Origin of the sequence: Rhodoferax ferrireducens T118 (genome assembly GCF_000013605.1) — a bacterium.
Lineage (GTDB): Bacteria > Pseudomonadota > Gammaproteobacteria > Burkholderiales > Burkholderiaceae_C > Rhodoferax > Rhodoferax ferrireducens.
Genome location: NC_007908.1, coordinates 3,581,411 through 3,607,694 on the forward strand (window position 1 = coordinate 3,581,411; position 26,284 = coordinate 3,607,694).

The window sequence follows — 26,284 nt, forward strand, 5'->3', positions numbered from 1 at the left end:
CATTGTGGCATTGACACCCCGCCACGCCATTTCCCGGACAATCAAGCCATGCACCTCCTGATTCCATTCGCGTTTTGCAGCTCTGAAGGCTGCCGCCAGGCCCTGACCCCACTCAAACTGCCGAACCTTGAAAAACTGCTGCGCCGCCTGACACCGCAGCCGATGGACAGCGGCGACGAGTCCAGCCTCTCGCCACCGCACGAACGCGCTTTGGCGCGCGCCCTGAACCTGCCGGTCGCGGATGGCTTGATTCCCTGGGCGGCGCTGCAGGCACAAACCACCCTGGCCACACCCGGGGCCGGCAGTGCCTGGGCTTTCATCACCCCTTGCCATTGGCGAACCGGATCCAAGCATGTCGCCATGGGCGGCGTGCCGCTGCCCGACTTTGCGGCGCAGGAGTCCCAAGCCCTGCTGGCGGCGATGCAGCCCTATTTCTCGGAAGACGGCATCAGCCTGCACTACGAAAAGCCTGAGCGTTGGCTGGCCCGCGGCGCTGTGTTCAATGACCTGGCCACGGCCTCGCTGGACCGTGTGATCGGGCGCGACGTGGCGCACTGGCTGCCCGCCGCAAGCAGCGCGATCCCCTTGCAGCGCCTGCAAAGCGAAATGCAGATGCTGCTCTACCACCACCCGGTCAACGACGACCGCTCGGCGCGCGGCGTGCCCATCGTCAACTCGTTCTGGATCAGCGGCACCGGCGCTTTACCGGAAATGCCACACCAGGCTGGCACTGCACCGAAGCCCGTGCTCGTGACCAGCTTGCGCGAAGCTGCGTTAGGTGACAACTGGCCCGCTTGGGCGCAGGCCTGGCAAGCACTGGATGCGACCGAGTGCGCGGCGCTGTTGGCCACGCTGAATCAAGGCGGCAGCGCTGAGCTGACCCTCTGCGGCGAACGCAGTGCCCAGACCTTCGTGGCCAGGCCACCCTCGATCCTGAAAAATTTTTTGGGCCTTTTCGACTCCCAGCCCCCGTCCCTATTGCTTGAGAAGCTATGAAAATATTAGTGCGTGAGATTCCGCCCCGTTCTGCCTGGGCGCTGGAACAAGCCGGCATCCACCCGCTGCTGGCCCAACTTTATGCAGCACGCGGCGTACAAAGCGTGCAGGAGCTCGACGACGGCCTGACGCGCCTGATTGCGCCCACTGAGATGCTGGGCTTGAGCGCGGCGGCCACGCTGCTGGCCGACGCGATTGCGGCGGACCAGACACTCTGCATCGTGGCCGACTACGACTGCGACGGCGCCACCGCCTGCGCGGTGGGCATTCGCGGCTTGCGCCTGCTGGGGGCGAAACACGTCAGCTACATCGTCCCCGACCGCGTGGTCGATGGCTACGGCCTGACCTCACCAATTTCAGAGCGCGTCAAGGCCAGCGGCGCTGACGTGCTGATCACGGTGGACAACGGCATCGCCAGTTTTGAGGGCGTCGCCACCGCACGGGCCTTGGGCTTGCAGGTGCTGGTAACGGATCACCACTTGCCCGCCAGCCGGGACGGCCAGATCGTGCTGCCCGAAGCGGACGTGATCGTGAATCCGAACCAGCCCGGCTGCACCTTTGCCAGCAAGTCGATCGCCGGTGTGGGCGTGATGTTTTACGTGTTGCTGGCACTGCGCGCCGAGCTGCGCCAGCGTGGCGTGTTCCATGCGGCCACGCAACCGAAGCTCGATGCCTTGCTGCCGCTGGTGGCGCTGGGCACGGTGGCCGACGTGGTCAAGCTCGACGCGAACAACCGCCGCCTCGTGGCCCAAGGCTTAAAACGGGTTCGCGCCCTGATGCTTCCTACCGGTTTAGCTAGTCTTTTTGTAGCAGCTGGGCGCGACGCCCAGGTCGCCACCACGTTTGACTTTGGCTTTGCCTTGGGGCCGCGCATCAACGCCGCCGGGCGTTTGTCCGACATGACCCTGGGCATTGAATGCCTGCTGACTGACGATGCAGCGCGTGGCCTGGAGCTGGCGAAAGCACTCGACGGCATCAACCGCGAGCGGCGCGAGATTGAAGGCAGCATGCGCGAACAGGCTTTGGCCGTGGCCGAATCCTTGTTTGACGACAACGAGGAGGCGCCGCCAGCCATCTGCGTGTTCGACCCCGACTTTCACGAGGGTGTGGTCGGCATCGTGGCCTCGCGCATCAAGGACAAGCTGCACCGGCCGACCTTTGTTTTTGCGCAAAGCAAAGCGCCGGGGCGCGAGCATGAGCTCAAGGGCTCGGGCCGGTCCATCCCCGGCTTTCACCTGCGTGACGCACTCGACCTGGTGGCCAAACGCCACCCCGGCGTGCTGCTGCGTTTTGGCGGCCACGCCATGGCGGCCGGTTGCACCATTGCCGTGGAGGACTTCGATGCCTTCGAGCAGAGCCTGAGCCAGGTCGCGCGGGAATGGCTCGATGCCGCCACGTTGATGCGCCGCCTCGATACCGACGGCCCCTTGAAACCCGAGTACCGCCGGGTCGAACTGGTGGACGCGCTGCACAAGGAAGTCTGGGGTCAGGGTTTTGCGCCGCCCACCTTCAGCGAAGAAGTCGAAGTGCTGTCGCAGCGTCTGGTGGGTGAAAAACACCTGGCACTCAAGCTCAAGCACCAGGGCCAGCCGGTGGACGGCATCTGGTTTGGCCACACCGAGCCGTTGCCCGCGCGCGTCAAACTCGCGTTCCGGCTGGATGCCGATGCCTGGAACGGCGTTCGCCGGGTGCGGTTTTTGGTGGAGGCGGCTCAGGCGGAGCTTTGAGGGATATCCGTCAGGACTTCTTTGAGTGCTTCCGATACATCGGATGTTGTCAGCGTGTTCAGGTCCTTGCTCGCATGCTCCCCGGTGTGCAAAATCCGGTTGGCCTGCACCTCCACGCAGCGCTGAAAGACGTTGCGCGCAAAGCGGCCGTTGTCGGTCGTCTGGCCGCCATTGAACAGTGTCGTCAGGTTCTCTTGTAGAAAAGCGCGGGCGGCAGCGTCCAGCACGTATTCCGATTCGCGGCAGAAGGACTCGAATATGGCAAGAAGATCGTCAGGCCCGTAGTCGTCAAACTCAATGTAATGGTTAAAACGCGAACGCAGGCCCGGGTTGCTGTTGATGAAGTTGCGCATGGGTTCCGGGTAACCGGCCACGATGACCACCAGTTGATCCCGGTAGTCCTCCATGGTTTTAAGCAGGGTGTCGATGACTTCCCGGCCGAAATCGTTGTTGTTGTCGCCTTGCGCCAGCGCATAGGCTTCGTCGATGAACAGGATGCCACCCAGGGCAGACTCCAGCACCTCCCGGGTTTTGATCGCTGACTGGCCGACATACCCCGCAACCAGCCCGGCGCGATCCACCTCGACAATGTGGTTGGACAAGGTGATGCCGAGGCTGAAGTAAATATCCGCAATGATGCGCGAGACCACCGTTTTGCCCGTTCCCGGATTGCCGGTAAACACCAGATGCTGTGAAAACCCGGCCGCCACCCTGCTGCCCGCTTCGGCGCGCGCGTGTTGTATGCGCACAAAGTCGGACAAACGCTGCACCTGCTTTTTGACCCGGCCCAGCCCGGCCAGGTCGTTCAGCCGCTTCAGGGCAGCCTCGTAATTGGCCGACAGCCCCTGCCCCTGGTCCGCCGGGAGAGCTTCCCCCAGCCCCTTTTCCACGTCCGCGGGCAGGATCGTCTGCAAGTCGGACTTCGACGCGTTTTCCAGCGCAAACACACGCTGCGCCTGCGCTTCGATCACCCTCTCGAACAGGTTGCGCACGTAGCGTGCATTGCTGAAGCGCTGTCGCTGCACATGAATTTCACGGCTGAAGATCGTCTGCAGACCTGCATGAATCGAATCGCTCAGCTCATAAGAGTGCGCGCTGCAAAACTTCAGGAAGATCTCCAGCAACTCAGCGGGGGTGTAGTCTGGAAATCGGATGTAGCGGTTGAAGCGCGAGGCCAGCCCCGGATTGGAATTGATGAAGTCGTCCATGTCGGCAACATAGCCGGCAACGATCACCACCAGTTCATCGCGATGGTCTTCCATCATCTTGAGCAGGGTTTCGACGGCTTCCCTGCCGAAGTCCTGTGCACCGGATCTGGCCAGGGCGTAGGCCTCGTCAATAAACAAAACGCCGCCCAGCGCGGACTCCACGATGGCCCGCGTCTTGAGCGCCGTCTGGCCAATATAGGGGGCCACCAGTCCGGCACGGTCAGTCTCGACGACCTTGTCAGTTTTCAGGATGCCCAGCCGCTGGTAGAGGCCGGCGATGATCCTGGCAATGGTTGTCTTGCCGGTGCCCGGATTGCCAATAAATACCAGATGGCGCGAAGGCGCGGTTGGCACGCGCAGGCCCTGCTGTGCGCGCAGCTTTTGTACCTGGATGTAGCTGGCCTGACGAAAGACCTCCTCCCGGACCACGTCAAGCCCGACGAAGCCGGCGAATGCCGTTTCGAGGTACTCGGTGATGGACTGATCATTGCGCAGAGAGTGTTTGAAAACGGTGTGCAGGTTTGCGCTTCGTTCCCGCAATTTCAACAAACGCTGTTTCGCCGTTTCAAATTCCTGCCGCGCGGCTACTTCGTACCAATGCCGCGCCTGCTCCAGGTCCTGGGCCACGCCCAGACCGTTCTCGTAGAGCCAGCCCAGGTTGCTGCAGGATTCGGCATGCGCTTGTTCTGCCGCAAGCCGGTTCCAGTAGACACTTTTTTCATAGTCCACCGGAACGCCGAGCCCGTGCTCATAGGCCAGTCCCAATGCACACTGGGCCTCGGGCATGCCCTGCTCTGCGGCCAATTGGTACCAGTGGACGGCCTGCGACTGGTCTGTGGGCACGCCTCGGCCGCTGGCCAGCGCAAAGGCCAGGTTGTACTGCGCGAAGACGTCGTTTTGATCGGCGGCTAAGCGGAACCAGCGCACCGCCTCCTTCTCGTCCGCAGGGACACCATGGCCGATCGCAAAGTGGTAACCCAACTGGCGCTGCGCGGGCGCGTCCGCCCCGTCGGCGGCAAGACGCAATCTGCGGATGCCTTCGGCGTCGTCCCTGGGAACCCCTCTGCCGTGAAAGATGGCAAACGCAAGATTGCGCTGAGCCTCTGCATTGCCTTTGTCAGCAGCCAGGCGAAACCAATGGGCAGCTTCTTTCTCGTCCTTGTCAACGCCCGTCCCCTTGGCATAGCGCCGTCCGAGGTAGAGCTGTGCAACGATATCAGCCGGGCGAAAAATGTCGCCTTGCGCGAGCTTGCGTAGTTCCTGAACGGTGAGGGCCTCGTATCGCTTGGATGGCATGAATATTTGCGCTTAAAGCGGTCTAATCGAGCTTGTATTCCAAGTCTCGCGAAAGCTGGCCCCGTATTTCCTGAATTCGAGATAAGCCAAGCGGCCCCATAGTTTCCATATATCGCATGGTAACCGCCGCTGCACCCATTTGTTGACCAGTTCCATCTGGCTTGGCCCCACCGAGCCGCTACCCGCGTGCGGTTTTTGCTGGAGACTGCAAAGCTGAAATCGCCTACCTATGCGAAAATAGTTCTTGTGACATCTCCTTTCAACGCCGACCTCCATTCCCACTCCACCGTCTCCGACGGCACGCTGACGCCTGAAGAACTGGCCGCACGCGCCAAAACCAACGGGGTTGCGTTGTGGGCGCTCACGGACCATGATGAAATTGGCGGTCAGGCGCGCGCCGCCGCGGCGGCCAGGGCACTGGGCATGGACTACCTCACCGGGGTTGAGATTTCAGTGAGTTTTCTGCACCAGACCGTCCACATCGTGGGCTTGGGTTTTGACGCCGACAACGCGGCTCTTGTCAGCGGCCTGCGGCAAACCCGGGGCGGACGTGAACAGCGCGCCCGGGAAATGGCGGATAGCCTGGCCAAAGTCGGCATTCAAGGCGCTTTTGAGGGTGCGCTCAAGTACGCGGGCAACCATGACCTGATCTCACGCACGCACTTTGCCCGTTTTCTGGTGGAAGCCGGCGTTTGCCGCGACACGCACGAAGTGTTTCGCAAGTACCTGACCGAAGGCAAGCCCGGCTTTGTGGAACACCGCTGGGCCAAGCTGAAAGACGCCGTGGCCTGGATCACGCAGGCGGGTGGCCTGGCGGTGATTGCGCACCCGGCGCGCTACAAGTTTTCTGCCAATGAGGAATTTGCCCTGTTTACCGAATTCAAGGGTCACGGCGGACGCGCTGTCGAAGTGGTCACCGGCAGCCACACGCCGGCCGAATACATCAGCTACGCTGACACCGCGCGCGAGTTTGGCCTGGCAGCCTCGCGCGGCAGCGACTTTCACAGCCCCGACGAGAGCCACACCGAGATTGGCACGCTGCCGCCCTTGCCGGCTGGACTGACGCCGGTCTGGGAATTGCTGGCCGACCGGATTCAGGTCACCGCTCGCTTGAGCCTGGGGGCTGCGGCCCTCGCAACTCATTAGCTCGCCGATGGCATTTTGGCGCACCCAGCAAGGCGCTGGCATTGCTTTGATTGTGCTGGCGACCCTGGCCTTCGCCATCCTGGACACCGTCACCAAATACGCCGTCACGCTGGTGCCGGTGTTGATGCTGCTCTGGTTTCGCTATGCGTTTCAGGCGCTGCTGACTTTTGTTTTGCGCTTTCCAGTGCAAAAGCGCCGCTTGTTCAGGACCCCGAATCCGCGCTTTCAAACGCTGCGCGGGGTGTTGTTGCTGATCACCAGTGCCTGCTCTTTTTTTGGTCTGCGCTACTTGCCGGTGGGCGAATTCACCGCCATGGTGATGCTGTCGCCGCTGGTCGCCACGGCCATGGCCGCCTGGGTGCTGAAAGACCATGTCTCGCACCAGCGCTGGTTGCTGATGGCGGCCGGTCTGGTCGGGGTGCTGCTGGTGGTGCGTCCCGGAGGCCAGGTGTTCAGCTGGGCTTTGCTGTTTCCGGTGCTGCTGGTGACCACCTACGGTTGGTTTCAGGTGCTCACCAGCCGATTGAGCGGCGAAGAAAACCCCTACACCACGCACTTTTACACCGGTCTGGTGGGTGCGGTGGTGATGAGCCCGATTGTGGTTTTCAATTGGAGCACAACGGCCCTGCTGACCTATTGGCCGTGGTTTTTGCTGGTTGGATTTTCGGGCACTTTTGGCCACCTGATGTTGATTCGGGCCTACACCCGCGCTTCGGCGCCTGTGCTCACGCCTTATCTGTACACACAGATTGCTTTCGCCACGGTCGCGGGTTGGCTGGCGTTCAAGCATGTGCCTGACGCGCTGGCATGGCTTGGCATTGCCGTGATTGCGGCCAGCGGCGTGGGCAATGCGTTGTTGTCTGCGCACGAGGTGACCAAGCTGCGCCGGGCCGTTGCCCCTGCGGCCTAAGCAGCGTTGACCCCGGCCATGCGGCGCTGACCGGCCCAACTTCGCCGACAATACATCCATGCCTCAACTGTTCGAAGTTCACCCCGATAACCCGCAGCCCCGCTTGCTCAAGCAGGCCATCACCCTGCTCGACCAGGGCGACATCCTGGCGGTACCCACCGACTCCAGCTACGCCCTGGTTTGCCATCTGGACGACAAGGCGGCGGCCGACAAGCTGCGCCGCATCCGTGGCGTGGACGATAAACACCACCTCACGCTGCTATGCCGCGACCTCTCGGAACTGGCCAACTACGCACAAGTGGATAACCAGCAGTTTCGGCGCATCAAATCAGCCACACCCGGGCCTTACACCTTCATTCTGCAAGCCAGCAAGGAAGTTCCGCGTCGCCTGAGCCACCCGTCACGCAAGACCATTGGCCTGCGCGTGCCCGAGCACAAGGTCTTGCAGGCGCTGCTGGACCTGCACAACGGTCCTCTGCTGGCGACGACCTTGATCCCGCCGGGTGAGGTCGAACCCATCAATGACGCGCTGGAAATTCGTGAACGTTACAAAAAACAGATTGCGGCCGTGATTGACGCGGGTGCCTGCCCGCGGGAACCAACCACGGTCGTCGATCTCACCGAGTCCGAGCCCATCGTTATTCGCCAGGGCAGAGGCTCGCTGGCCGCCCTTGGCCTGTAAGCCGCTGATCACCCCCATTAGATATTGACCCCATGGATATTGCCAACCTGATTCAGACCGTTGCCCTGTACGCGCTGCCGGTGCTGTTCGCCATTACGGTGCACGAGGCTGCGCACGGCTACGTGGCCCGCCATTTTGGTGACAACACGGCCTACATGCTGGGGCGCGTCACGCTCAACCCGCTCAAACACATCGACCCCGTGGGCACCATTTTGATGCCGCTGCTGCTGTACTTTGCCACCTCGGGTGCCTTCCTGTTTGGCTATGCCAAACCGGTGCCGGTCCGCTTTGACAAGCTGCGCGACCCTAAACGCCACATGATCTGGGTGGCGCTGGCCGGGCCGGGCGTCAATTTCATTCAAGCCTTTCTGTGGGGCGCGCTGTTCTATGTGCTCAAAGGCACGGGTGTGACCGAGCCCTTTTTTATCAAGATGGCACAAGGCGGCATTCTGGTCAATCTGGTGATGTTTGCCTTCAACCTGTTCCCGCTGCCGCCGCTGGACGGCGGGCGTATTCTGGTCGGCTTGCTGCCCTACCGCCAGGCCGAACTGGTCTCGCGGGTGGAGCCCTGGGGCTTTTTCATCGTGATGGCGCTGGTGATTTCAGGCATCGTCAGCACGCTGTGGCTGCAACCCTTGATGACGCTGAGCTACTTTGTGCTCGACATCTTGCTCAGCCCTCTTGCCATGATTTTTGGCTAGCCTGCAGCCTCTTTCTTTGGCCCATTAAAGTTTCCCTTCTCTATGAGTTCCACGCGTTTTCTGACCGGTATCACCACCTCTGGCACCCCCCACCTCGGCAACTATGTCGGCTCCATCCGGCCTTCGGTGCGGGCCAGCCTGAGGGCCGATGTCGAGAGTTTTTATTTTCTGGCCGACTACCACGCCCTGATCAAGATTGATGAACCGGCACGCATCCAGCGTTCCACGCTGGAAATAGCCGCCAGTTGGCTCGCCGCCGGGCTGGACCCCGAGCGCGTCGTCTTCTATCGCCAGTCCGATGTCCCGGAAATTCCGGAACTCACCTGGCTGCTGACCTGTGTCATTGGCAAGGGCGTGCTGAACCGGGCGCACGCCTACAAGGCGGCGGTCGACAAAAATACCGCCGCAGGTATTGACCCCGAGTCCGATGTCAGCGCCGGGCTGTTCATGTACCCGGTGCTGATGGGTGCCGACATTCTGATGTTCAACGCACACAAGGTGCCGGTCGGGCGCGACCAGGTGCAGCACATCGAGATGGCGCGCGACATGGCGCACAGCTTCAACCACCGCTATGGCGATCACTTTGTGCCGCCCGAGGCCGAAATTGAAGACAACGTCGCCACCCTGCCCGGTCTGGACGGGCGCAAGATGAGCAAGAGCTACGACAACACCATCCCCCTGTTTGCGCCGCGCGCACAACTCAAAAAGCTCATTGCGAGCATCGTCACCGATTCGCGCGCACCAGGTGAGCCCAAAGACACTGAAGGCTCTGCCCTGTTCCAGATTTACCAGGCCTTTGCCACGCCAGAGGAAAGCAGCACGCTGCGCCAGGCTTATGCCGATGGCATCGCGTGGAGCGACGCCAAACAAATTGTTTTTGAGCGCATCGACGACGAAATTGCACCGCTGCGCGAGGTCTATCAGGCGCTGTTGGACGACCCGGCTCGAATCGAGTCCATCCTGCGCGCGGGCGCAGCCAAGGCCCGTCATATTGCCACCCCCTTCATGGGTCGTTTGCGTCAGGCCGTGGGCTTGCGTGACCTGCGCACGCAAAGCAGCAAAGCCGCCAAGTCCGTCAAATCCGCCTTGCCGGTCTTCAAACAATACCGCGAAAACGACGGTCAGTTTTACTTCAAACTGTTGGATACGGACGGCCGTTTGCTGCTGCAAAGTACGGGCTTTGCTTCACCCAAAGTAGCAGGCCAAACCATTGCCACGCTGCAGACCCAAGGTGCGAGCGCCCTGAATGAACTGAAAGACCAGTTGCAATGGGGCCTGGACGTGCAAACCCAGGACATTGATACTGCCCTGCAAGCGTTGCTGGATGCCAAAACCAAGTGAGTGGCAGGCGGGGCCACTGCTACAATCCAACACTTGAGTTCTAGGAGAGGTGGCAGAGTGGCCGAATGTACCTGACTCGAAATCAGGCGTACCGCAAGGTACCGTGGGTTCGAATCCCACCCTCTCCGCCAAAAAACAAAGCTCTTTCACCAAATAAAAATTGGTGAAAGAGCTTTTTTTCATGGTTAGCTCCTGCATTGATATTGAATGCCGGGTCAAGACCCGAAAAGACTGACGCAGTTGCCACCGCTCTCTTTGGCAAGGTACATGGCGGCATCGGCACTGCGCGACAGCGTCAGCTCGTCACTACCATGTTCTGGGTAGAGGGCCACACCGATGCTGGACCCAATCAACAAACTGCGGCCATCAAGATCAAAAGGCTGACTGAGGGCCTTGCATATTTTTTCAGCGACCAGCACGGCATCCTGGTCCTCCTCGACATGGGTCAGCAGCACGACAAACTCGTCACCCCCCATGCGCCCCACCGTATCGGCATGGCGCACACAGGCCTGCATCCGTTTCGCAGCGGCGTTCAGCAGCAAGTCCCCAACGTGATGGCCGCAAGTGTCGTTGATGTCCTTGAACGCGTCCAGATCAACAAACAGCAGGGCCATGCGCGTCTTGTCGCGCCGCGCTTGTGAGACCGCTTGACGCAGCCGGTCGTCAAACAGTGCGCGGTTGGGCAAACCGGTCAGTGAATCATGTTGGGCCAGATGCTCAAGCGCTTGCCGACTCTCTTTCAAATCGCGCATGTTCGCCACAATGATGTTCTGCATGTCGTTGAGGCTGCTGGCGAGCAGCCCGATTTCGTCCTTGCGGGCGGCCGACAATTCGTTGACCACATGCTCTTTTGAAAAGGCACTCATCGCATCAACCATTTTCCGCAGGGGGCCGATCACGGCGCGCGAAACCAGCGCCGCCAGAAGTATGGCAAGAACCCCCAGCACAAGAATAATTTGAACGGTGTTCCAACCCAGCTTCGACGTTTCCCGCACGACGTTCTCCAGCGGCTGCGACAGTCCCAGAATCACAAAATCCGTCTGGACCGAGCCACCAAAAGGCATGCGGATAAAAGCGGCCACCAGCCCGTTGCCAGCTTGCTGAACGGCGTCAATATTGGTAACCACACTGGCGCTCGTGCCGTTAATCAAGGCCGCAACCGGCTCGAAAGACTCCTGAATAAAGATTCTGCGTCCCTGGTCAAAGCCAAAGGCTTCGGCCGGGTTGGGGTGAATCAGAAAGTCGCCCCAATGGTTGCTCAGGTACAACTGGTAGGCGCTTGGCAGATCGGACTTCAGGCGGTCAAACAGGCCGTTCAGATCCACGTTGATCACGATCAGCCCCAGCACTTTCCCGCTGTCGTCCAACACGGGTGAGGCGACCCGGACGGTGGGCTTGTGCAACCCGGAATGCGCCCCTTCTTCGTGGTTGATCGTGATGTCCGACAAATAGACTTGCCCCCTGCCCAGTTGCAAGGTGTTGAAAACATAGGGGTAATGGGCTTTTTCCTGCAGATTGTCTGCTTGTACCGGCACCAGTTTGCCGTCGTCTCGGTCCAACCGAACCAGTTCCAGGCCGTGCTGGTCAGCACCAATCAGTCGAATCTGGAAATATTCAGGATGCGCCGCCATCATCGCCGCGAAGGTATCGCTCAACCCCTTTGGGTCACGGCCCGCTGGCATGCTCTCAGGGCTAGTGACCATGGCAGAGCTTGCCGGGAGGCTTGCCAGCAGCAAGGTATCCCTGGCCACTGCGTCGATGCTGGCCTGAAAGTTGCGCCCCAGCACGTGGGTCGCCGTCAGCAAATCACGTTGCGCGGCCGCCAGCAAGGTGGCACGGCCACTGGCGTACGAGTAGTAACCGACGATTCCCATCGCCACCAGACTGAAACTGGCCAGCAAAAGCCCCAGCTTGAAACCGATGCCATAACGCATGAACTAGAACCGCCCTGGCAAATCGCCAGAAATAATGCGCCCCCACAGGGCTGCCCGGCGTTTGTCATCCTCGACCGGTTCGAGCCAGATGATCTTGTCCGCATCCGCCGCGTCGGTGTCGACTTCAATCGTATTGGACAGACCCTGGCGTCGGGTCAATTCGCTGCTCACTTTTTTGTCCAGCATGAAGTTGATCCAGCTCTCTGCCAGTTCCTTGTTCTTGGCCCCGCGCGTCAGCGCCCAGCAGTCCAGCCAGGCCAGTGCGCCCTCAACGGGAATGACATAACCAACATCGGCGCCCGCGTCGCGCAACAGTTTGAGTTGTTGGTGACCGTAATTGGCAAACAGAAGTGCCGCCGAATGACGACGAAACAGCTCGACTGATTCTTCCGGCAAGGTGTAGAAGGTCAACACATTGCGGCGCAAGGCGATGAGGTGGTTGACCACGCCTTTGAAATCTTTATCTTCAATCCGAAAAGGATTTCCTCCCAGCACCATTGAAGCGATCGAAAAACTGTGGCTACTGGTATCGAAGGCGAGCACCCGCCCCTGGTACTTGGGATCCCACATCGCAGCAAGCGAGGTGGGCGCTTGCACAAACTGTTTGCGGTCATAGATCAGCCCCATTTCCGAATAGGTGTACGGCACCGCATAGGCCTCACCCAGACGGGTGATTCCCGGAATGCTCTGCAGGTTGCGAAAGCGGGGTAACTGCTGCGCCGTGTTGGGAATATTGGCAAGCCGCAACGGCACCACCAGTCGCTCGTTGATGTAGTGCTGCATTTCGGCCGTGTTGGCCGCAAACACATCGAAGTCGCCGCCCTGGTTCGCGCTGATCTTTTGCCGCAGCACATCATCGGAACTGACGAAGCTCACCTCGACCCGCACGCCGTGTTGCTTCTCAAACAACTTGACCAGATCACTGTCGGCGTAGCCAGGCCACGTCAATACGCGCAAGGTTTCCACTGCCTGGCCTGGCAGACTCAATGTCACTAGGACGATGAGCAGCAGTAGGCGCAGGTTCATGGCAAGCTACATATCCATGTCATTCATGGCGGTGGCACCCAGAACTTTTTGGCCACCCACATAAGGACGCAAAGCCTGCGGTACGGTGACCGAGCCATCGGCATTCTGGTAGTTTTCCAACACCGCCACCAGCGCGCGCCCGACCGCCAGTCCCGAGCCGTTGAGGGTGTGCACCAGCTCGTTCTTGCCCTGTGCGTTCTTGAAGCGCGCTTGCAGGCGACGTGCCTGGAAGGCCTCGCAGTTCGACACCGAGCTGATTTCACGGTAGGTGTTTTGCGCCGGCAACCAGACTTCCAGATCGTAGGTCTTGCTGGCACCAAAGCCCATGTCGCCGGTGCACAAGGACATCACCCGGTAGGGCAGACCCAGCTTTTGCAAAATAGCTTCCGCGTGACCGGTCATCTGTTCCAGCGTCTCGTAACTCTTGTCGGGGTGCACGATCTGCACCATCTCGACCTTGTCAAACTGGTGCTGGCGAATCAGGCCACGCGTGTCGCGCCCGGCACTGCCAGCCTCGGAGCGAAAACACGGCGTATGTGCGGTGAGCTTGACCGGCAACTCGGCCTCGGCCAACACCACGTCGCGCACAAAGTTGGTCAGCGGCACTTCGCTGGTCGGAATCAAATAAAGTGCGCTGTTGTCGGGCGCCGCTTCAGCCTCTTGCCCGCCTTTTTTGGCGGCAAACAAGTCGGCTTCAAACTTGGGCAACTGTCCGGTGCCGCGCATGCTTTGCGCATTGACGATGTAAGGCGTGTAGCACTCGGTGTAGCCGTGTTCCTGGGTTTGCACGTCCAGCATGAACTGGGCCAGCGCCCGGTGCAGGCGTGCAATCAGACCCTTCATGACGGTGAAGCGGGCGCCGGTGAGCTTGACGCCCAACTCGAAGTCGAGCCCCAGCGGGGTGCCGATATCAACGTGGTCTTTCACCTCAAAATCAAACGCCTTGGGCCCCTTGCCGTCGGGACTCCAGCTGCGCACCACCACATTGCCATGCTCATCCGCGCCCACCGGCACGCTCTCGTGTGGCAAATTGGGCACGCCCAGCAACAGCGCCTGCAACTCCAGCTGAATTTGTTCCAGCCGGGTTGCGGAGGTTTCCAGCTCAGCCTTCAGGCCCGCCACCTCGGCCATGACTGCATCCGACTCGGCTTGACCGGCTGCGCCCTTGGCCTTGAGCTGGCCAATTTGTTTGCTCAAGGTATTGCGCTTGCCCTGCAACTCTTCGGTGCGCATCTGAATCGTCTTGCGCTCGGCCTCCAAAGTCCTGAAGGTGTCCACATTGAGAAAGGCTTGCGGTGATTTACGGGTCTCGAGACGGGCAATAACCGAGTCGAGGTCTTTTCGGAGGGTGGTGATGTCTAGCATGACAAGATTGTAAATTTTTTGTATCTTGGATTGCCTGAAATTGCTACCACGCGGCCCGCAATTGCCCGTCCACCAGTCGCACGCCGCGCGCGGCCATGGCGCGGGCCTCGGCTTCGTCGTGCGTCACCAGCAGCGTGGCCATACCGGCGGCGGCAATATGCCGGCAAAATTCCTCGCGCAAGCCTTGGCGCAGCTCGGCATCCAGGGCTGAAAACGGCTCGTCCAGCAGCAGCGCACGCGGATTCGTGATCAGGGCCCGCGCCAGCGCGACACGCTGCTGCTCACCGCCCGAGAGCGTCCACACCTTGTGCCGGGCATGATCAAGCAGACCAAAACGCTCCAGCATCCGCGCTGCTCTCGCGCGCGCGTCCGATTTGGCAAGCCGCTGCTCCACCAGCCCAAAAGCGACGTTATCGAGCACATTCAAGTGCGCAAACAGCGCAAAGTCCTGGAACATGAGGGCAAAGTGGCGCCGCTCGGGCGGCACCCGGGTAATGTCCTGGCCATCAAACCAGACGCTGCCCTTGAGTGGCGGTTGCAAGCCCGCCACGATGCTGAGCAGCGTGCTCTTGCCGCTGCCCGATGGCCCCAGCAGGGCCACAATTTCACCGGCAGCCACTTGCAGGTTGATGTCTTGCAGCAGGACCCGATCACCATAGTTCTGACTGATATGGCGCAGCTCAAGCATGAAGAAACGCCCCCACAGCCACAGCACTTGCCGGTGAGCGCCTGCGATCGTGATGATCGGCCGCCGGCCACTCAATCAGCAAGAACGCCAACAAGGCCAACAGCATCAGCAGGCACGCCAGCACCATGGCCTGATCCAGACTGCTCTCCCCCGGGTGACCCAGGCGCTGGTAAATCAAGGTCGTGAGCGTGGCCCACTCGGGGCGCGACAAGAATAGCGTCACCGCAAACTCACCCAGCGCCGTGGCGGCTGCAAACGCCATGCCCCGGCGTAAAGCGGGGCGCAACAGCGGCAGGGTGACACGCCAAAAAGTACGCTGCGGACTGGCACCCAGCGTGCGGGCAGCGTGCAGCACATGCGGGGGCAGGCTGTCCAAACCGGCTGACAAGGATTTGGCGACAAAGGGGTAGGCCAGCACGGCGTAGGCTGCCAGTAGCAGGGGCAAACTGGCCGTCCAACTCGGGTACAACAACAGCAGGCCAAACGCCACGGTCACCGGTGACACCACAAACGGCAGAAATGCCGCGGCGCGCCAGGGCACCGAGCGCTCTGCAGCCAGCGCGTGCAGCACACCCAACAGCGTCGCCACAGCCAAGGCCAGCGCAGAAAAGCGCAAGGTATTCCAGAGAGCGCCACGCACCTCTGCATCCAGCACAGTGACCCAAGTGGCCCAACCTGCATCCAGCGCGCGCCAGACGATGGCCAGAACGGGCAGCGCGCAAATCACAAACAGCACCCCGAGCGCCGCCAGCAAGGCCAGCCATTGAGCCATGCCGTGGGGCGGCCTGCGCGCAATGGGTTCCACGCGGCCGGGAGCCGCCAGGCGTTTCTCAAGCAGGGCATAGACCAGCGCCACCGTACCCGTCAGCAGCAGCATCCACAGCGCCAGCACGCTGGCTTGGCCCAGTTGCAGCTCGTGTGCCACCAGGGTGTAAATCTCCACCTCCACAGTGGCGTAACGCTGACCGCCCAGCACCAGGGCCAGGCCAAAGCCGGCAAAGCAATACAAAAACACCAGGCACAAGCTCGACATCAGCCACGGCGCGATCGACGGCCACTCGACCCGCCAAAACGCCCGCCACGGCGTGGCGCCCAACGAGCGTGCCGCCGCCACCTGGCGCGCATTCACCTGGCCGAGCGCATCGACCCCGGCGCGCACCACCAGACACAGGTTGAAAAACAGGTTGCCGTACAGCAGCAGCCAGGGCGTGTTGTGCAGGTTGACACCGAGCCAGCCACCGAGCACGCCGCGCGGACCCCACAGCGCCAACACACCCAGAGCCGCCACCAGGGTGGGCACCACAAACGGCAGCATCAACAAGCGCAGCACCAGCGTACGTCCCGCAAACTGAAAGCGGGCCAGCACCCACGCCAGCGGCAAGCCCAACGCCAATGCCAGCACGCAGGTGATGCCCGCTTGCGCGAGCGACCAGAGCACGCGCCAGCGCAGGTAATCGTCTTGCCAGGGCAACCAAAACGACCATGCCTCGGTAGCGGCTGCACCGGTCAAACTGACATCACCCGCCCACCCGGCCAGCACCAGCCGGCCCAGCGGCGCAATCAGCAGCACCAGCAAAGCAACAGCAGGCAGCAGCCCGAGCCAAACGCTGCGGCGCAACCAGCCAGGCAAGGCGACGGGCGACATCGACTGCCGCGCTACTTGAGCACCACTTTGGTCCAGCGTGCGACCCACTGCGCACCCTTGCCGGCTACCACTTGGGTCGCCGGGGCTTCAAACTCGGTCGGCTCGGCGGCGTGGCGCATCACCTCCGCAAGCGGGGTTTTGGCCTGCACCGGGTACATCCACATCGCCGTTTGCAGGGCCTCTTGCACGGGGGCAGAACGCAGAAAATCGACAAACTTCAAAGCCGTCGCCCGCTGGCCACCCCCTTTGACCAGGCCCACACCTTCCACCTGGCGGAAAACGCCGCCCTTGAGGTTCAGGCTCGCCGTGGGCGACTCTGGCGTTTTTTCCTTGCTGTAAAACACCTCGGCGGCCGGACTGGTGGCGTAACTCACCACCAGCGGGTAGGCACCCTTGTTACGCGCAAAGTCGGTGTAATAAGCTTCGCTCCAGCCCTTGACCACCTTGAGGCCGTTGCCGCGCATCTGCGCCCACCAGGCAAAGGCGGGCTCTTCGCCCATGGCGGAAATGGTGGCCAACATGAAGGCGTAGCCGGTGCTGCTGGTGGCGGGGTTGGGTGTGACCAACCAGTTCTTGTAGGCGGGCAGCGTCAAATCCTGCAAGGTTTTCGGCAAACTGATGCCGCGTTTGGCCACAGCCGCTTTGTCGTAATTCAAGGTCACGAAGCCATAGTCCACCGCCGCCAGCGCAGCCCCCAGATTGGCATCGGGCGCTTCGGCGGTCTGGGGCAGCGCAGGCTCCAGCACACCAGCGGCCAGCGCCTTGCCCACCAGCGTGTTGTCAATGCCAAACACCACATCGGCGATGGGTTGGGCACGGGTCAAAATCAACTTGTTGAGCATTTCACCCGCGTCACCGCCCTTGATGATGGCCAGCCGGATGCCGTTTTGCGCTTCAAACTGCGCCAGCAGGGGCTTGGGCAGTGAAAAAGAACTGTGCACCATCACGCGCAGTTCATCGGCCGCACGGGCTTGGGTTGACAGCGAGAACGCAGCCAGCGCGGTGGCGGCCAGCGTGAAAAGACGACGGTTCATGGCAAAGCCTTTCGATGCGCCAACGCACAAAACGCCGGGATGAAGGCCAACCTTCACGCTCCCTACGCTGGCATGATCCAGATCAGGTGAGTGGGGTATTTCTCAGACCATCTTGCAACGGACACCCCCGGTGAACTCGCCATTGTAATGATGCAGTTCAAGCGGCACGGGCGCGGCGCTTGCAGCCAGCGCGGGGCCCATGTTCAGCTTGTGAGTGTCTCAACCGCAAGAATCGCGGCCTGCAGTCGGCGGTCACCCGAGCCAGACACCTCAATACACGGGTGGCGCATGGCGTGAAGCTCGTGCCGCAGCCTGGCGTGAATGGCGGCCCGCGCGGGGTCACCGTCACGCTGCAGGCCATCAGACACCCACGGCATGTCTGGCTGCAAGAGCAGCGTCAAGGCATAGCGGGTATGCAAGACATGGGCGCACTCAAAAAGCGAGGGGTCGGAGAAATAAAAGTCGCTGTAAATCGCGGTGAGCAGCGGCGCACTGTCACAGAGCACATACGGGCAAGCCGTTTGCCGGGCCAGTGCTGCCGCCTGCTCTTCTTGCTCAAACTGGGCACGCATGATCAACACCTGCTCATCAGCCCTGGGCGTGCGGCCCTGCAAGTCACAAAAAGAGCGCAGATGCTCTGGCACCCACAGGCTGGAAAAATGCGCGGCCAGGGCTTTTGCCAACGTCGTTTTGCCGGTGCACTCAGCGCCTATCAGGCAGATGAGTTGCGGGTTGAATCTCACATCACGCACCAAGTTGGTCAGCGGCCCTTCGGCGGTGGGAATCATGTGGAGCGCCCGTTGTTATTGCGCAAGCAGCTATAAACTAAATAGCTAACCCAGGTCCTCGGTATCCTTCAGACGCAAGCCCTTGGGCAGCGGAAACTTGACGGTCTCCGGCGTGCCAGCCATCTTGCGCACCGACACCGCGCCCAGTGCCTTGATGCGGTCAATCACCTGGCGTACCAGGATGTCGGGGGCCGATGCACCGGCGGTCAAACCCACGTGCTGGCGACCCTCAAACCACTGCGCCTGCAATTCGTCCGGGCCATCGACCATGTGGCTTTCGGTGCCGAGCTTGCGCGCCACTTCACGCAGCCGCCTGCTGTTGGAGCTGGTCGGGCTGCCCACCACGATCACGACATCAACCAGCGGGCTCATCACTTTGACGGCGTCCTGCCGGTTTTGCGTGGCGTAGCAAATGTCTTGCTGCTTGGGCTCGCGCACCTTCGGAAACCGTGCCTTGATGGCCGCCGCAATGTCAGCCGCGTCGTCCACACTGAGCGTGGTTTGCGTCACCACCGCCAGTTTGTCGGTCTGCGCCGGGTTGATGCGCGCCACGTCAAGCACACTCTCCACCAGATGAATGCCGCCCTCTAACTGTCCCATGGTGCCTTCGACCTCGGGGTGTCCCTTGTGGCCGATCATGATGAACTCATAGCCTTCCTTATGCAGTTTGGCCACTTCCACATGCACCTTGCTCACCAGCGGACAGGTGGCATCGAACACCTGAAAACCCCGCGCGGCAGCCTCCAGCTGCACCGCCCGGCTCACGCCATGGGCCGAAAATATGAGCGTAGCCCCCGCAGGCACGTCATCCAGTGCTTCGATAAATATAGCACCTTTGGCCTTCAGGTCATTCACCACGTAGGTGTTGTGCACAATTTCATGGCGCACGTAGATGGGAGCACCAAATTTCTGCAGCGCTCGCTCCACAATCTCGATGGCCCGGTCCACACCGGCGCAAAAGCCGCGCGGCTCGGCCAGCAGGATGTCCTGGGGTGCGCTGGCTGTCACAGAATTCCGATCACATGCACCTCAAAGGTCACGGCACGACCGGCCAGCGGGTGGTTGAAGTCAAACAACACGGCGTCGCCCTTCTCATCGCTTCTGAAATCCTGTACCGAACCGGCAAACTTGCCCTTGCCGTCCGGCGTGGGGAACTGCAGCACATCGCCCACCGCATACTCTTCATCGGGCTCACCCATGTCGATCAGTTCCTGGCGCGCCAGCCATTGCAGCATGGCCGGGTTGTGCGGGCCAAATGCGGTGCCCGCAGGCAGCTCAAACGTGGTGTGGGTGCCTTCGGGCAGGCCCAGCAAATAAGCCTCCAGCGTGGGCGAGAGCTCACCGGTGCCCAGCGTCAGCGTGGCGGGTTTGCCGTCAAAGGTGTTGATCACATCACCGACCGGCCCGGCCATGCGGTAATGCAGCGTGAGGAAAGATCCCGGTTGAACCGTGGCAAGTGTTGAAGTCATATCTGAGTCCTGGTTTCAAGTCTGGAGAAGCCCACAAAACCACATTCTGAAGGGATGCGGTGTTTGGCGAATAAACTGCTGCGATTGTAAAAGCCTGCGCCAGGGCACAAACCAAGCCATGCGCTTGACCGCACCCCAAACGCGCCAATTGGCGACAAAGACGCCAGGCACCGCGTCAAAAGCCATGCCGCGCGGCGTCAAACTGGACGGGCATGGCCAGGCTCCGCAACAATTTTTCAGCGACCGCGACGGCGTCATCACGCAGCCCTGTTAGGTTTTGCAACAACACGGTAAATTCATCTCCCCCCCAACCTGGCAGCTGTTTCGGGTTCACGCAAACTGTCGGGCAGTCCGTTGGCTATCTCCTGCAGCGAGCTGTCTGCGACTTGGCAGTGGTCATTCAGACGCCTGCCGGCGCACGCAAGCCCGCTGCGCAAAGCTGCTCGAAATCTTCGAGCGGCACCGGTCGGCTGAAGAAATAGCCCTGATAGGCCTGGCAGCCTGCCTGGGCCAGGAAGTCCCGTTGCGCTGACGTTTCCACCCCTTCTGCGATGACGCCCAGCGCCAGGCTCTGGGCCAGCGCAATGATGGTCTTGGCAATGGCGGCGTCATTGGGATCGGTGAGCACGTCACGCACAAAGGACTTGTCAATCTTGAGCTGATCCAGCGGCAGCCGCTTCAGGTAAGACAGCGAGGAAAAGCCGGTGCCGAAGTCGTCCAGCGAGAAGCCCACGCCCTTGGCTTTCAACGCCGCCATTTTCTCGATCAGGTCTTGCACATTCGACACCAGCAGGCTTTCAGTCAGCTCCAGCTTGAGGCGCTGCGGGTTGGCCCCGGTCGCAGCGAGGACCGCCAGCACCTGGGCCACGAAGTCGGGCTGGCGGAACTGCTGAGCGCTGACATTCACCGCCACCGTGAGATCGGCCGTCTCGGGCCGCGCCGCCCAGATCGTCAGCTGGGTGCAGGCAGTTTGCAGTACCCAGTGGCCCAAAGGCAAAATCAAGCCGGTTTCTTCGGCGGCAGGAATGAAGTCATCGGGCCACACCATGCCGCGCTGGGGATGCTGCCAGCGCACCAAGACTTCGGCACCTGTCAAGTGGTAATCCCCCGCGACCTGGGCCTGGTAATGGAGCACGAACTGATGCTCCTCCAGGGCCTGACGCAGATCGCGCTCCAGCGCGGCACGCACCATCATGACGGATTCCATGGCCGGATCAAAGAAGCGAACCGTATTGCGACTGGCGGCCTTGGCCCGGTACATGGCAAGATCAGCCTGCTTCATCAACTCCTCGATCGCGACGCTCTGCCCTTTGAACAGCGTCACACCAATGCTCGGTGTGCTGTGGTAGGCCACACTGCCCAGCTGGTAGGTCTGGTTGAGGGCGGTGAGAATCTTGTCTGCAACGGTTTCGGCACTGACCGCGGCCTCTCCCGCCACTGTGCCCAGACCTGCCAGCTTGACGACGAATTCATCCCCGCCGAGCCGGGCGACGGTGTCGCCGTCCCGCACACAGGTGTTCAGACGCTGCGCCACCTGCTTGAGCAAGATGTCCCCCATGTCATGGCCCAGTGTGTCGTTGAGCATCTTGAAATTGTCGAGGTCAATGAACATCAGCGCGCCGAAACTGCCGTCACGCGAACTCGCGGCCATGGTCTGTACGGCGCGATCGAGCAAGAGCGTTCGATTGGCCAGACCCGTGAGCTGGTCAAAAAAAGCCAACTCCTTGATCCTTTCCTCTGCGTTCTTGCGCTCCGAAATATCATGGTGCGCGGCGATGTAATGGGTCACGGTGCCATCGGCATCCTTCACCACCGAGATGCTGAGCAATTGCGGATAGACCTCGCCACTCTTGCGCCGGTTCCAGACTTCGCCCTGCCAGCCGCCCTTGCGGCGGATGTCGTCCCACATGGCGCGATAAAAGTCCTCGCCGTGACGGCCCGATTGAATCAGCCGTGGCGTCTGACCCACGGCTTCCTCGGCCGAGTAACCCGTGATCTCGGTGAATGCCTTGTTGACCCGCAGGATCACGCTGCTGGCATCGGTCATCATCATGCCCTCCAGCGAGTCGAAGGCGACAGCGGCGATGCGCAGTTCGGCCTCGGCCTGTTTGCGGTCGGTGACGTCGCGTCCGCTGGTGCGAAAGCCCGTGAAGACCCCTTTGGCGTCTTGGATGGGGACCCAGGACGCGGACAGCCAGAACACGGAGCCATCCTTGCGGACACACCGGAATTCCAGGTCGTCGCCCCGCAGGCCCTGCAGCCCCTTCTGCAACTCGGGTGCAACACGCGGCATGTCTTCAGGATGAATCAGCGTACCAGCGAAGTCGGGCATGGCCAGGCACTCCTGCACGGTATAGCCGCTGTAGTCCTTGACCGAGGGGTTGATCCAGCGTGGCCGGCCGTCGAGCCCCCACCAGACTTCCAGGTTGACGGTGCAGTCGGCGATGGCGCGGAACTTTTCTTCACTCTCGCGCAGTTCCCTGGTCATGGTGGCAGCGAGACGGACGGCACGGTCGCGCCCGGTTGCCATGAGCCACGCGAGCAAGGCCAGCAACAAGCTCAAGCCCGTGCCGGCGACTGCGATCAGCGACTCAGCACTGCTGCCGACGCTGTCCTTGAACTCGTCCTTGGCGCTCATGGAGAGCGTCCAGGTGCGCCCCGCGACGACCAGGTACTCATCGGCTGCCATGGCGGCACGGCGCGGTTTCGCCGCGTCACCCGAGGTTGAATAGAGCAGCGTGCTCGCTGATGGTTCGACGCCATCGTAAATGGCGACTGAGAGACCGGGCGGCTGTTCGCCATACAGGCTGGCCATCAGGTCGTTCATGCGGAACGAGGCGTAGACCCAAGCGCTCAGGTGGGCTTGGCGAAGCGCCACGCTGTCATGTGGCTGAGCGCGCGCATAAACCGGCAGAAACATGATGAAGCCGGGTAGTGCATCTGGCTGGCTGTCCACGGTCAGGCGGACCTTGCCGGATATCGCCGCCATGCCAGAGTCCCTCGCCTTCTCCATCGCCAGTCGCCGCACCGGTTCCGACCACGGGTCAAAGCCGGTGGGGATGCGGTTGTTGCCCGTATAGGGCTCGCGCTGGATGATCGGGGCGTAATTTTCGCGCTCACCCAGGGGGTAAATGGCGTAGTCAGCGAAGCCGAGCCGGCGCATGGCGGCCAGGTGGGCGTCTTTGCCTGACGCCGCCACCCACTCGGCGAGACCGATAGCCTGGATGCCGGAAAAGTTGGCGTCGAGTTGAAGCGCGCTGACGTAGTCGCGGAACTTGTCGCGGTCTGCGGCATCGGTGGTCGCGAGCAGGCCTTGCACGCCACGCAACATCTGCTCGTAGCTGGCGATGCGCTGCTCAACCCGGCTGACTGCATCGCGCAGCGCAAAGTCGAACTGGGAGCGCACCTGATTGCGCGAGATTTGCCGCTCGTGATTCCATAGCAGCCAGGTCACGCCAAGCGAGACGACCAGGATGAGCAGGGGCAGCCGGCTCAGGCGGGCCCAGCTCATGGCGGGGGCTGGAAAGCAACGAGGGCGGCGGCGAGTCCGGGATCAAAGTATTTCTCGAAGATGCGCCGCACGGTGCCATCGGCGCGCATGTCGTTGACCAACGCGCGCCACTTGTCCTGCTCGGCCGGACTCAAGGCCTTCTTTGACATGATGAGGCCGTGGGGCACCGCCGGGTCGTCAAACTCAATAACGGAAGTGATGTCGCGAATCTTCTTCTGGTCCAGCGCCGGGTAGTCGAAGGGCTCAATGATCATGCCCTGAATGCGGTTGAGCAACAGCGTCTCATACAGCGGCGCCAGGCCATTGGCCTGGCTGACGCGGTTGGCGAGCGTGAGTTTGTCGACCAGTCGGTTGGCGGACTCGCTGTAGCGAAAGCTGCGGATGACCCCGAGCCGAAACGGGTCACTGCGCTCGAAGTCGGCCAACTGGCGCACACCGGAGTCCCGGCGCACCAGCAAATAGTATTTGTTGCTGAAATACCAGGCAAAGCCGGCAAACCGGTTGCGCTCGGCGTTGGTGATACCAGACAGGCTGAAATCGAGCGCGCCGGACTCGATCAGCTGCCAGATGCGCGCGCGCGACATGAGGCTGACGGCAATTTTGCAGCCGCTGCGGCGGATCAGTTCATCGGCAAAATCCTTGTCGATGCCTGCGTCGGTATCGGCCGAGTAGAGCAGACCGTGGTCATGCAAGGCAAGCGTGAGAGGACGCGAGCAGTCAGGCCCGGCCGCCACTGAGGTGGCAATGGCGCACAGCGCGAGCATCAAGCTGCCCATATAGCGTAGTTTCATGGTCTGACCAGGGTAAAAAGTGACTGGGCTGCAATTTGTTGCTTCATCGTACCCGATGCGAACGCACGCTGCACAAGGGCATTGGCAGCAAGACGCGACCCAGGCAAGCCCCAAGCCCAAGCCAGCGCAACAGCCTTTGCGCTGGCTGCGGATATCAGGGCATCCAGCCGCTGGCACTGGTCGAGCGTCTAAACTGAAGCTTCTTCAAGAAGACCGAACCATGCCCCTCAAAGACCTCCCCCCCGATGCCCGTCCGCGCGAAAAACTGTTGGCGCGCGGCCCTGGCGCCCTGAGCGACGTCGAGCTGCTGGCCGTCCTGCTGCGCACCGGCATCAAGGGCAAGGGCGTGCTGCAGATGGCGCGCGAGTTGCTGGAGCTGAAAAAATCCGGCAGCGACGACAACGATGGCTTTGACGGCATTGCCGGGCTCTTACACGCCACGTCCGACGACCTCAAACGCATCAAAGGCCTGGGCCCCGCTAAAAGGGCCGAACTGGTGGCGGTATTGGAACTGTCGCGCCGCGCGCTGGCCCAGCAACTGAAAGAGCGCACCATCTTTGCCACGCCGGACGCCGTCAAGCACTACCTGCAACTGCACCTGGCAGCCAAACCGCATGAGGTGTTTGCCGTGCTGTTTCTGGACGTGCAAAACCGCCTGCTGGCGTTGGAAGAATTGTTCCGCGGCACCCTGACACAAACCAGTGTTTACCCGCGTGAAGTGGTGCTGCGCGCCCTGCACCACCAGGCCAGCAGCGTGGTGCTGGCGCACAACCACCCCAGCGGCACGGTGCAACCCTCGCGCGCGGACGAGATGCTGACGCAGACCCTGAAAACAACGCTCGCACTCATCGACGTGCGGGTGCTGGACCACGTCATCGTGGCACCGGGCGAAGCGCTGTCAATGGCAGAGCGGGGCTTGCTGTGATGACCAAGCCCGTCAAGGTCAAAGCTTTGACCGACCTCAAGGTGGTCAAAAAGGCCATCGCCGAGAAAGCCAGGCAGCGCACCGAGCAGGCCAGCGCCCAGGTGAAAGCCGTCAAGCAGGCCGCCAGTGACAAGGATTTGTTCGTCAGGGCCGCTGGAGCCGTCCAGCCCCTGCCAGACAAGCGCAAGGTGCTACATAAAGTGGAGCCAAAGATGCCGCTGGCGATGCAGTACCAGAAGGATGAAAAAGCGGTACTGCGTGAGGCCATCAGCGACGAGTTTGATGTGTCAACCCTGCTGGAAACCGACGAACATTTGAGCTTTCGCCGCCCCGGCATTGGCCCGGATGTGACGCGCAAGTTGCGCCGGGGAGACTGGTCGATCCAGCGTCAACTGGACCTGCACGGCCTGCGCCGCGACGATGCCCGCGAAGTGTTAAGCCTCTTCATCCGCGAGGCGCACAAACACGGCATTCGCTGCGTGCGCGTGATCCACGGCAAAGGGCTGGGCTCGCCCGGCAAAGCGCCGATCCTGAAAAGCCGGGTGCACAGCTGGCTGGTGCAGAAAACCGAAGTGCTGGCCTTTGTGCAGGCCAAACCGGCCGATGGGGGCGCTGGTGCGCTGGTGGTGCTGCTGATGGCATCGCGCGGGTAAGCGACAGTGACGCCTTAGTCGTGCGGATTGCGCATCAAGTCTGCGGTCTTGAAGAACGCCTCCCGCAGCTGACTGCGTAACGCGTCGGGCACGCCGGTCTCGCCCATCGCCTGATCCATGCAGGCCAGCCATTGGTCGCGTTCAAGCGTGCCAATCTTGAACGGCAGATGGCGACGCCGCAGGCGCGGGTGGCCAAAGCGCTCCGCATAGTGTTGCGGCCCGCCGAGCCAGCCGCACAAGAACCAGAACAACCTTTGCCGGGCATCGTCGAGCACGTTGCCATGCGCCGCACGCACCGCCCGGTAGCTCGGCTCCCGGTCCATCAGGTCGTAAAAACGCTCCACCAATGCCTGTACCTTGGCTTCACCGCCGATCTGGTCGAACGGCGTATCAGCAACGGGTTTTTTCTCGATGTTCATAGTAAAACTAGCCTCTAGCCCCCGTAGTT

23 protein-coding genes, 1 tRNA gene and 1 riboswitch are annotated in these 26,284 nt (G+C 61.5%); of the genes, 11 read left to right on the top strand and 13 right to left on the bottom strand.

All coding sequences use genetic code 11. From position 1 onward, the window contains the following. The first annotated feature begins 48 nt into the window (after positions 1-48). Together RFER_RS16365 and recJ are read left to right on the top strand one after the other, a co-directional pair. Positions 49-996, top strand: a complete 948-nt coding sequence (locus tag RFER_RS16365) for a hypothetical protein (RefSeq protein ID WP_011465505.1) — start codon at positions 49-51, stop codon at positions 994-996. Continuing rightward, positions 993-2,723, top strand: a complete 1,731-nt coding sequence (recJ, locus tag RFER_RS16370; RefSeq protein ID WP_011465506.1) for a single-stranded-DNA-specific exonuclease RecJ — start codon at positions 993-995, stop codon at positions 2,721-2,723. The genes RFER_RS16365 and recJ overlap by 4 nt, the downstream gene beginning before the upstream one ends. Here recJ and RFER_RS16375 read toward each other — a convergent pair. Next, the gene (locus RFER_RS16375; protein WP_011465507.1) at positions 2,708-5,227 is read right to left on the bottom strand and encodes an AAA family ATPase; all 2,520 of its coding nucleotides are present in this window, start codon (positions 5,225-5,227) and stop codon (positions 2,708-2,710) included. The genes recJ and RFER_RS16375 overlap by 16 nt on opposite strands. Positions 5,228-5,473: 246 nt before the next feature. On the opposite strand from RFER_RS16375, the gene RFER_RS16380 reads away from it, so the two are divergent. The 6 genes from RFER_RS16380 to RFER_RS16405 all read left to right on the top strand — a co-directional run bounded on the left by RFER_RS16380 (position 5,474) and on the right by RFER_RS16405 (position 10,138). Next, positions 5,474-6,373, top strand: a complete 900-nt coding sequence (locus RFER_RS16380) for a 3',5'-nucleoside bisphosphate phosphatase (protein WP_049765755.1) — start codon at positions 5,474-5,476, stop codon at positions 6,371-6,373. A gap of 7 nt (positions 6,374-6,380) precedes the next feature. After that, entirely contained in the window at positions 6,381-7,283 is a 903-nt protein-coding gene (locus tag RFER_RS16385) for a DMT family transporter (protein ID WP_011465509.1), read from the top strand. Between the two features lie 58 nt (positions 7,284-7,341). Further along, complete coding sequence (locus RFER_RS16390; protein WP_011465510.1) at positions 7,342-7,965, top strand: L-threonylcarbamoyladenylate synthase; 624 nt, start codon at positions 7,342-7,344, stop codon at positions 7,963-7,965. Between the two features lie 32 nt (positions 7,966-7,997). Beyond that, a complete protein-coding gene (locus RFER_RS16395; RefSeq protein ID WP_011465511.1) occupies positions 7,998-8,666 on the top strand; it encodes a site-2 protease family protein in 669 nt (222 codons plus the stop codon). Between the two features lie 42 nt (positions 8,667-8,708). After that, positions 8,709-10,007 carry a tryptophan--tRNA ligase gene (locus RFER_RS16400; protein ID WP_011465512.1) on the top strand — a complete coding sequence of 433 codons (1,299 nt, stop codon included), beginning with the start codon at positions 8,709-8,711 and terminating at the stop codon, positions 10,005-10,007. 43 nt (positions 10,008-10,050) lie between these two features. Beyond that, positions 10,051-10,138, top strand: a tRNA-Ser gene (locus RFER_RS16405). Positions 10,139-10,222: 84 nt separating this feature from the next. Here the strand turns inward: RFER_RS16405 and RFER_RS16410 are convergent. The 9 genes from RFER_RS16410 to RFER_RS16450 all read right to left on the bottom strand — a co-directional run bounded on the left by RFER_RS16410 (position 10,223) and on the right by RFER_RS16450 (position 19,956). Next, complete coding sequence (locus RFER_RS16410) at positions 10,223-11,941, bottom strand: diguanylate cyclase domain-containing protein (RefSeq protein WP_011465513.1); 1,719 nt, start codon at positions 11,939-11,941, stop codon at positions 10,223-10,225. A gap of 3 nt (positions 11,942-11,944) precedes the next feature. Beyond that, on the bottom strand, positions 11,945-12,967 hold the full coding sequence (locus tag RFER_RS16415) for an extracellular solute-binding protein (protein ID WP_011465514.1): 1,023 nt from the start codon (positions 12,965-12,967) through the stop codon (positions 11,945-11,947). A 6-nt stretch (positions 12,968-12,973) separates the two neighbouring features. Next, on the bottom strand, positions 12,974-14,332 hold the full coding sequence (gene serS / locus RFER_RS16420) for a serine--tRNA ligase (protein WP_011465515.1): 1,359 nt from the start codon (positions 14,330-14,332) through the stop codon (positions 12,974-12,976). A 43-nt stretch (positions 14,333-14,375) separates the two neighbouring features. Then, positions 14,376-15,020 (bottom strand): ABC transporter ATP-binding protein, encoded by a 645-nt coding sequence (locus tag RFER_RS16425; RefSeq protein ID WP_011465516.1) that lies wholly within the window; start codon positions 15,018-15,020, stop codon positions 14,376-14,378. Further along, entirely contained in the window at positions 15,013-16,665 is a 1,653-nt protein-coding gene (locus RFER_RS16430; protein ID WP_011465517.1) for an ABC transporter permease, read from the bottom strand. The genes RFER_RS16425 and RFER_RS16430 overlap by 8 nt, the downstream gene beginning before the upstream one ends. 11 nt (positions 16,666-16,676) lie before the next feature. Then, positions 16,677-17,699 carry a thiamine ABC transporter substrate-binding protein gene (locus RFER_RS16435; protein WP_011465518.1) on the bottom strand — a complete coding sequence of 341 codons (1,023 nt, stop codon included), beginning with the start codon at positions 17,697-17,699 and terminating at the stop codon, positions 16,677-16,679. Between the two features lie 41 nt (positions 17,700-17,740). Continuing rightward, positions 17,741-17,838: riboswitch (TPP riboswitch) on the bottom strand. Positions 17,839-17,902: 64 nt separating this feature from the next. Then, a complete protein-coding gene (locus tag RFER_RS16440; protein ID WP_011465519.1) occupies positions 17,903-18,487 on the bottom strand; it encodes an AAA family ATPase in 585 nt (194 codons plus the stop codon). A gap of 45 nt (positions 18,488-18,532) precedes the next feature. Next, positions 18,533-19,495, bottom strand: coding sequence for a 4-hydroxy-3-methylbut-2-enyl diphosphate reductase (gene ispH / locus RFER_RS16445; RefSeq protein ID WP_011465520.1), 963 nt, complete (start codon positions 19,493-19,495; stop codon positions 18,533-18,535). Continuing rightward, complete coding sequence (locus RFER_RS16450; protein WP_011465521.1) at positions 19,492-19,956, bottom strand: FKBP-type peptidyl-prolyl cis-trans isomerase; 465 nt, start codon at positions 19,954-19,956, stop codon at positions 19,492-19,494. Before RFER_RS16450 ends, ispH begins: the two co-directional genes overlap by 4 nt. A 124-nt stretch (positions 19,957-20,080) precedes the next feature. On the opposite strand from RFER_RS16450, the gene RFER_RS24180 reads away from it, so the two are divergent. Next, the gene (locus RFER_RS24180) at positions 20,081-20,230 is read left to right on the top strand and encodes a hypothetical protein (RefSeq protein ID WP_166485749.1); all 150 of its coding nucleotides are present in this window, start codon (positions 20,081-20,083) and stop codon (positions 20,228-20,230) included. Between the two features lie 126 nt (positions 20,231-20,356). Here the strand turns inward: RFER_RS24180 and RFER_RS16455 are convergent, their stop codons facing one another. After that, positions 20,357-23,467 carry a bifunctional diguanylate cyclase/phosphodiesterase gene (locus tag RFER_RS16455; RefSeq protein WP_011465522.1) on the bottom strand — a complete coding sequence of 1,037 codons (3,111 nt, stop codon included), beginning with the start codon at positions 23,465-23,467 and terminating at the stop codon, positions 20,357-20,359. Further along, on the bottom strand, positions 23,464-24,258 hold the full coding sequence (locus RFER_RS16460; RefSeq protein WP_011465523.1) for a substrate-binding periplasmic protein: 795 nt from the start codon (positions 24,256-24,258) through the stop codon (positions 23,464-23,466). The genes RFER_RS16455 and RFER_RS16460 overlap by 4 nt, the downstream gene beginning before the upstream one ends. Positions 24,259-24,478: 220 nt before the next feature. Here RFER_RS16460 and radC point away from each other — a divergent pair, with 220 nt between their 5' ends. Both radC and RFER_RS16470 read left to right on the top strand, forming a co-directional pair. Then, complete coding sequence (gene radC / locus RFER_RS16465) at positions 24,479-25,183, top strand: RadC family protein (protein WP_011465524.1); 705 nt, start codon at positions 24,479-24,481, stop codon at positions 25,181-25,183. After that, the gene (locus RFER_RS16470; RefSeq protein WP_011465525.1) at positions 25,183-25,836 is read left to right on the top strand and encodes a Smr/MutS family protein; all 654 of its coding nucleotides are present in this window, start codon (positions 25,183-25,185) and stop codon (positions 25,834-25,836) included. Before radC ends, RFER_RS16470 begins: the two co-directional genes overlap by 1 nt. Positions 25,837-25,850: 14 nt before the next feature. Here RFER_RS16470 and RFER_RS16475 read toward each other — a convergent pair whose 3' ends face one another. Beyond that, complete coding sequence (locus RFER_RS16475; RefSeq protein WP_011465526.1) at positions 25,851-26,255, bottom strand: group II truncated hemoglobin; 405 nt, start codon at positions 26,253-26,255, stop codon at positions 25,851-25,853. Between the last annotated feature and the right edge of the window lie 29 nt (positions 26,256-26,284).

Excerpts from the sequence above, each read along its gene's own strand:
- RFER_RS16415 (WP_011465514.1), bottom strand. The coding sequence starts at position 12,967 with ATGAACCTGCGCCTACTGCTGCTCATCGTCCTAGTGACATTGAGTCTG.
- RFER_RS16390 (WP_011465510.1), top strand. The coding sequence starts at position 7,342 with ATGCCTCAACTGTTCGAAGTTCACCCCGATAACCCGCAGCCCCGCTTG.
- RFER_RS16450 (WP_011465521.1), bottom strand. The coding sequence starts at position 19,956 with ATGACTTCAACACTTGCCACGGTTCAACCGGGATCTTTCCTCACGCTG.
- RFER_RS16435 (WP_011465518.1), bottom strand. The coding sequence starts at position 17,699 with ATGAACCGTCGTCTTTTCACGCTGGCCGCCACCGCGCTGGCTGCGTTC.
- RFER_RS16400 (WP_011465512.1), top strand. The coding sequence starts at position 8,709 with ATGAGTTCCACGCGTTTTCTGACCGGTATCACCACCTCTGGCACCCCC.
- RFER_RS16425 (WP_011465516.1), bottom strand. The coding sequence starts at position 15,020 with ATGCTTGAGCTGCGCCATATCAGTCAGAACTATGGTGATCGGGTCCTG.
- RFER_RS16375 (WP_011465507.1), bottom strand. The coding sequence starts at position 5,227 with ATGCCATCCAAGCGATACGAGGCCCTCACCGTTCAGGAACTACGCAAG.
- RFER_RS16460 (WP_011465523.1), bottom strand. The coding sequence starts at position 24,258 with ATGAAACTACGCTATATGGGCAGCTTGATGCTCGCGCTGTGCGCCATT.
- recJ (WP_011465506.1), top strand. The coding sequence starts at position 993 with ATGAAAATATTAGTGCGTGAGATTCCGCCCCGTTCTGCCTGGGCGCTG.
- RFER_RS16385 (WP_011465509.1), top strand. The coding sequence starts at position 6,381 with ATGGCATTTTGGCGCACCCAGCAAGGCGCTGGCATTGCTTTGATTGTG.
- RFER_RS16410 (WP_011465513.1), bottom strand. The coding sequence starts at position 11,941 with ATGCGTTATGGCATCGGTTTCAAGCTGGGGCTTTTGCTGGCCAGTTTC.
- RFER_RS16430 (WP_011465517.1), bottom strand. The coding sequence starts at position 16,665 with ATGTCGCCCGTCGCCTTGCCTGGCTGGTTGCGCCGCAGCGTTTGGCTC.
- RFER_RS16440 (WP_011465519.1), bottom strand. The coding sequence starts at position 18,487 with ATGATTCCCACCGCCGAAGGGCCGCTGACCAACTTGGTGCGTGATGTG.
- RFER_RS16365 (WP_011465505.1), top strand. The coding sequence starts at position 49 with ATGCACCTCCTGATTCCATTCGCGTTTTGCAGCTCTGAAGGCTGCCGC.
- RFER_RS16475 (WP_011465526.1), bottom strand. The coding sequence starts at position 26,255 with ATGAACATCGAGAAAAAACCCGTTGCTGATACGCCGTTCGACCAGATC.
- serS (WP_011465515.1), bottom strand. The coding sequence starts at position 14,332 with ATGCTAGACATCACCACCCTCCGAAAAGACCTCGACTCGGTTATTGCC.
- RFER_RS16455 (WP_011465522.1), bottom strand. The coding sequence starts at position 23,467 with ATGAGCTGGGCCCGCCTGAGCCGGCTGCCCCTGCTCATCCTGGTCGTC.
- RFER_RS16395 (WP_011465511.1), top strand. The coding sequence starts at position 7,998 with ATGGATATTGCCAACCTGATTCAGACCGTTGCCCTGTACGCGCTGCCG.
- radC (WP_011465524.1), top strand. The coding sequence starts at position 24,479 with ATGCCCCTCAAAGACCTCCCCCCCGATGCCCGTCCGCGCGAAAAACTG.
- RFER_RS16470 (WP_011465525.1), top strand. The coding sequence starts at position 25,183 with ATGACCAAGCCCGTCAAGGTCAAAGCTTTGACCGACCTCAAGGTGGTC.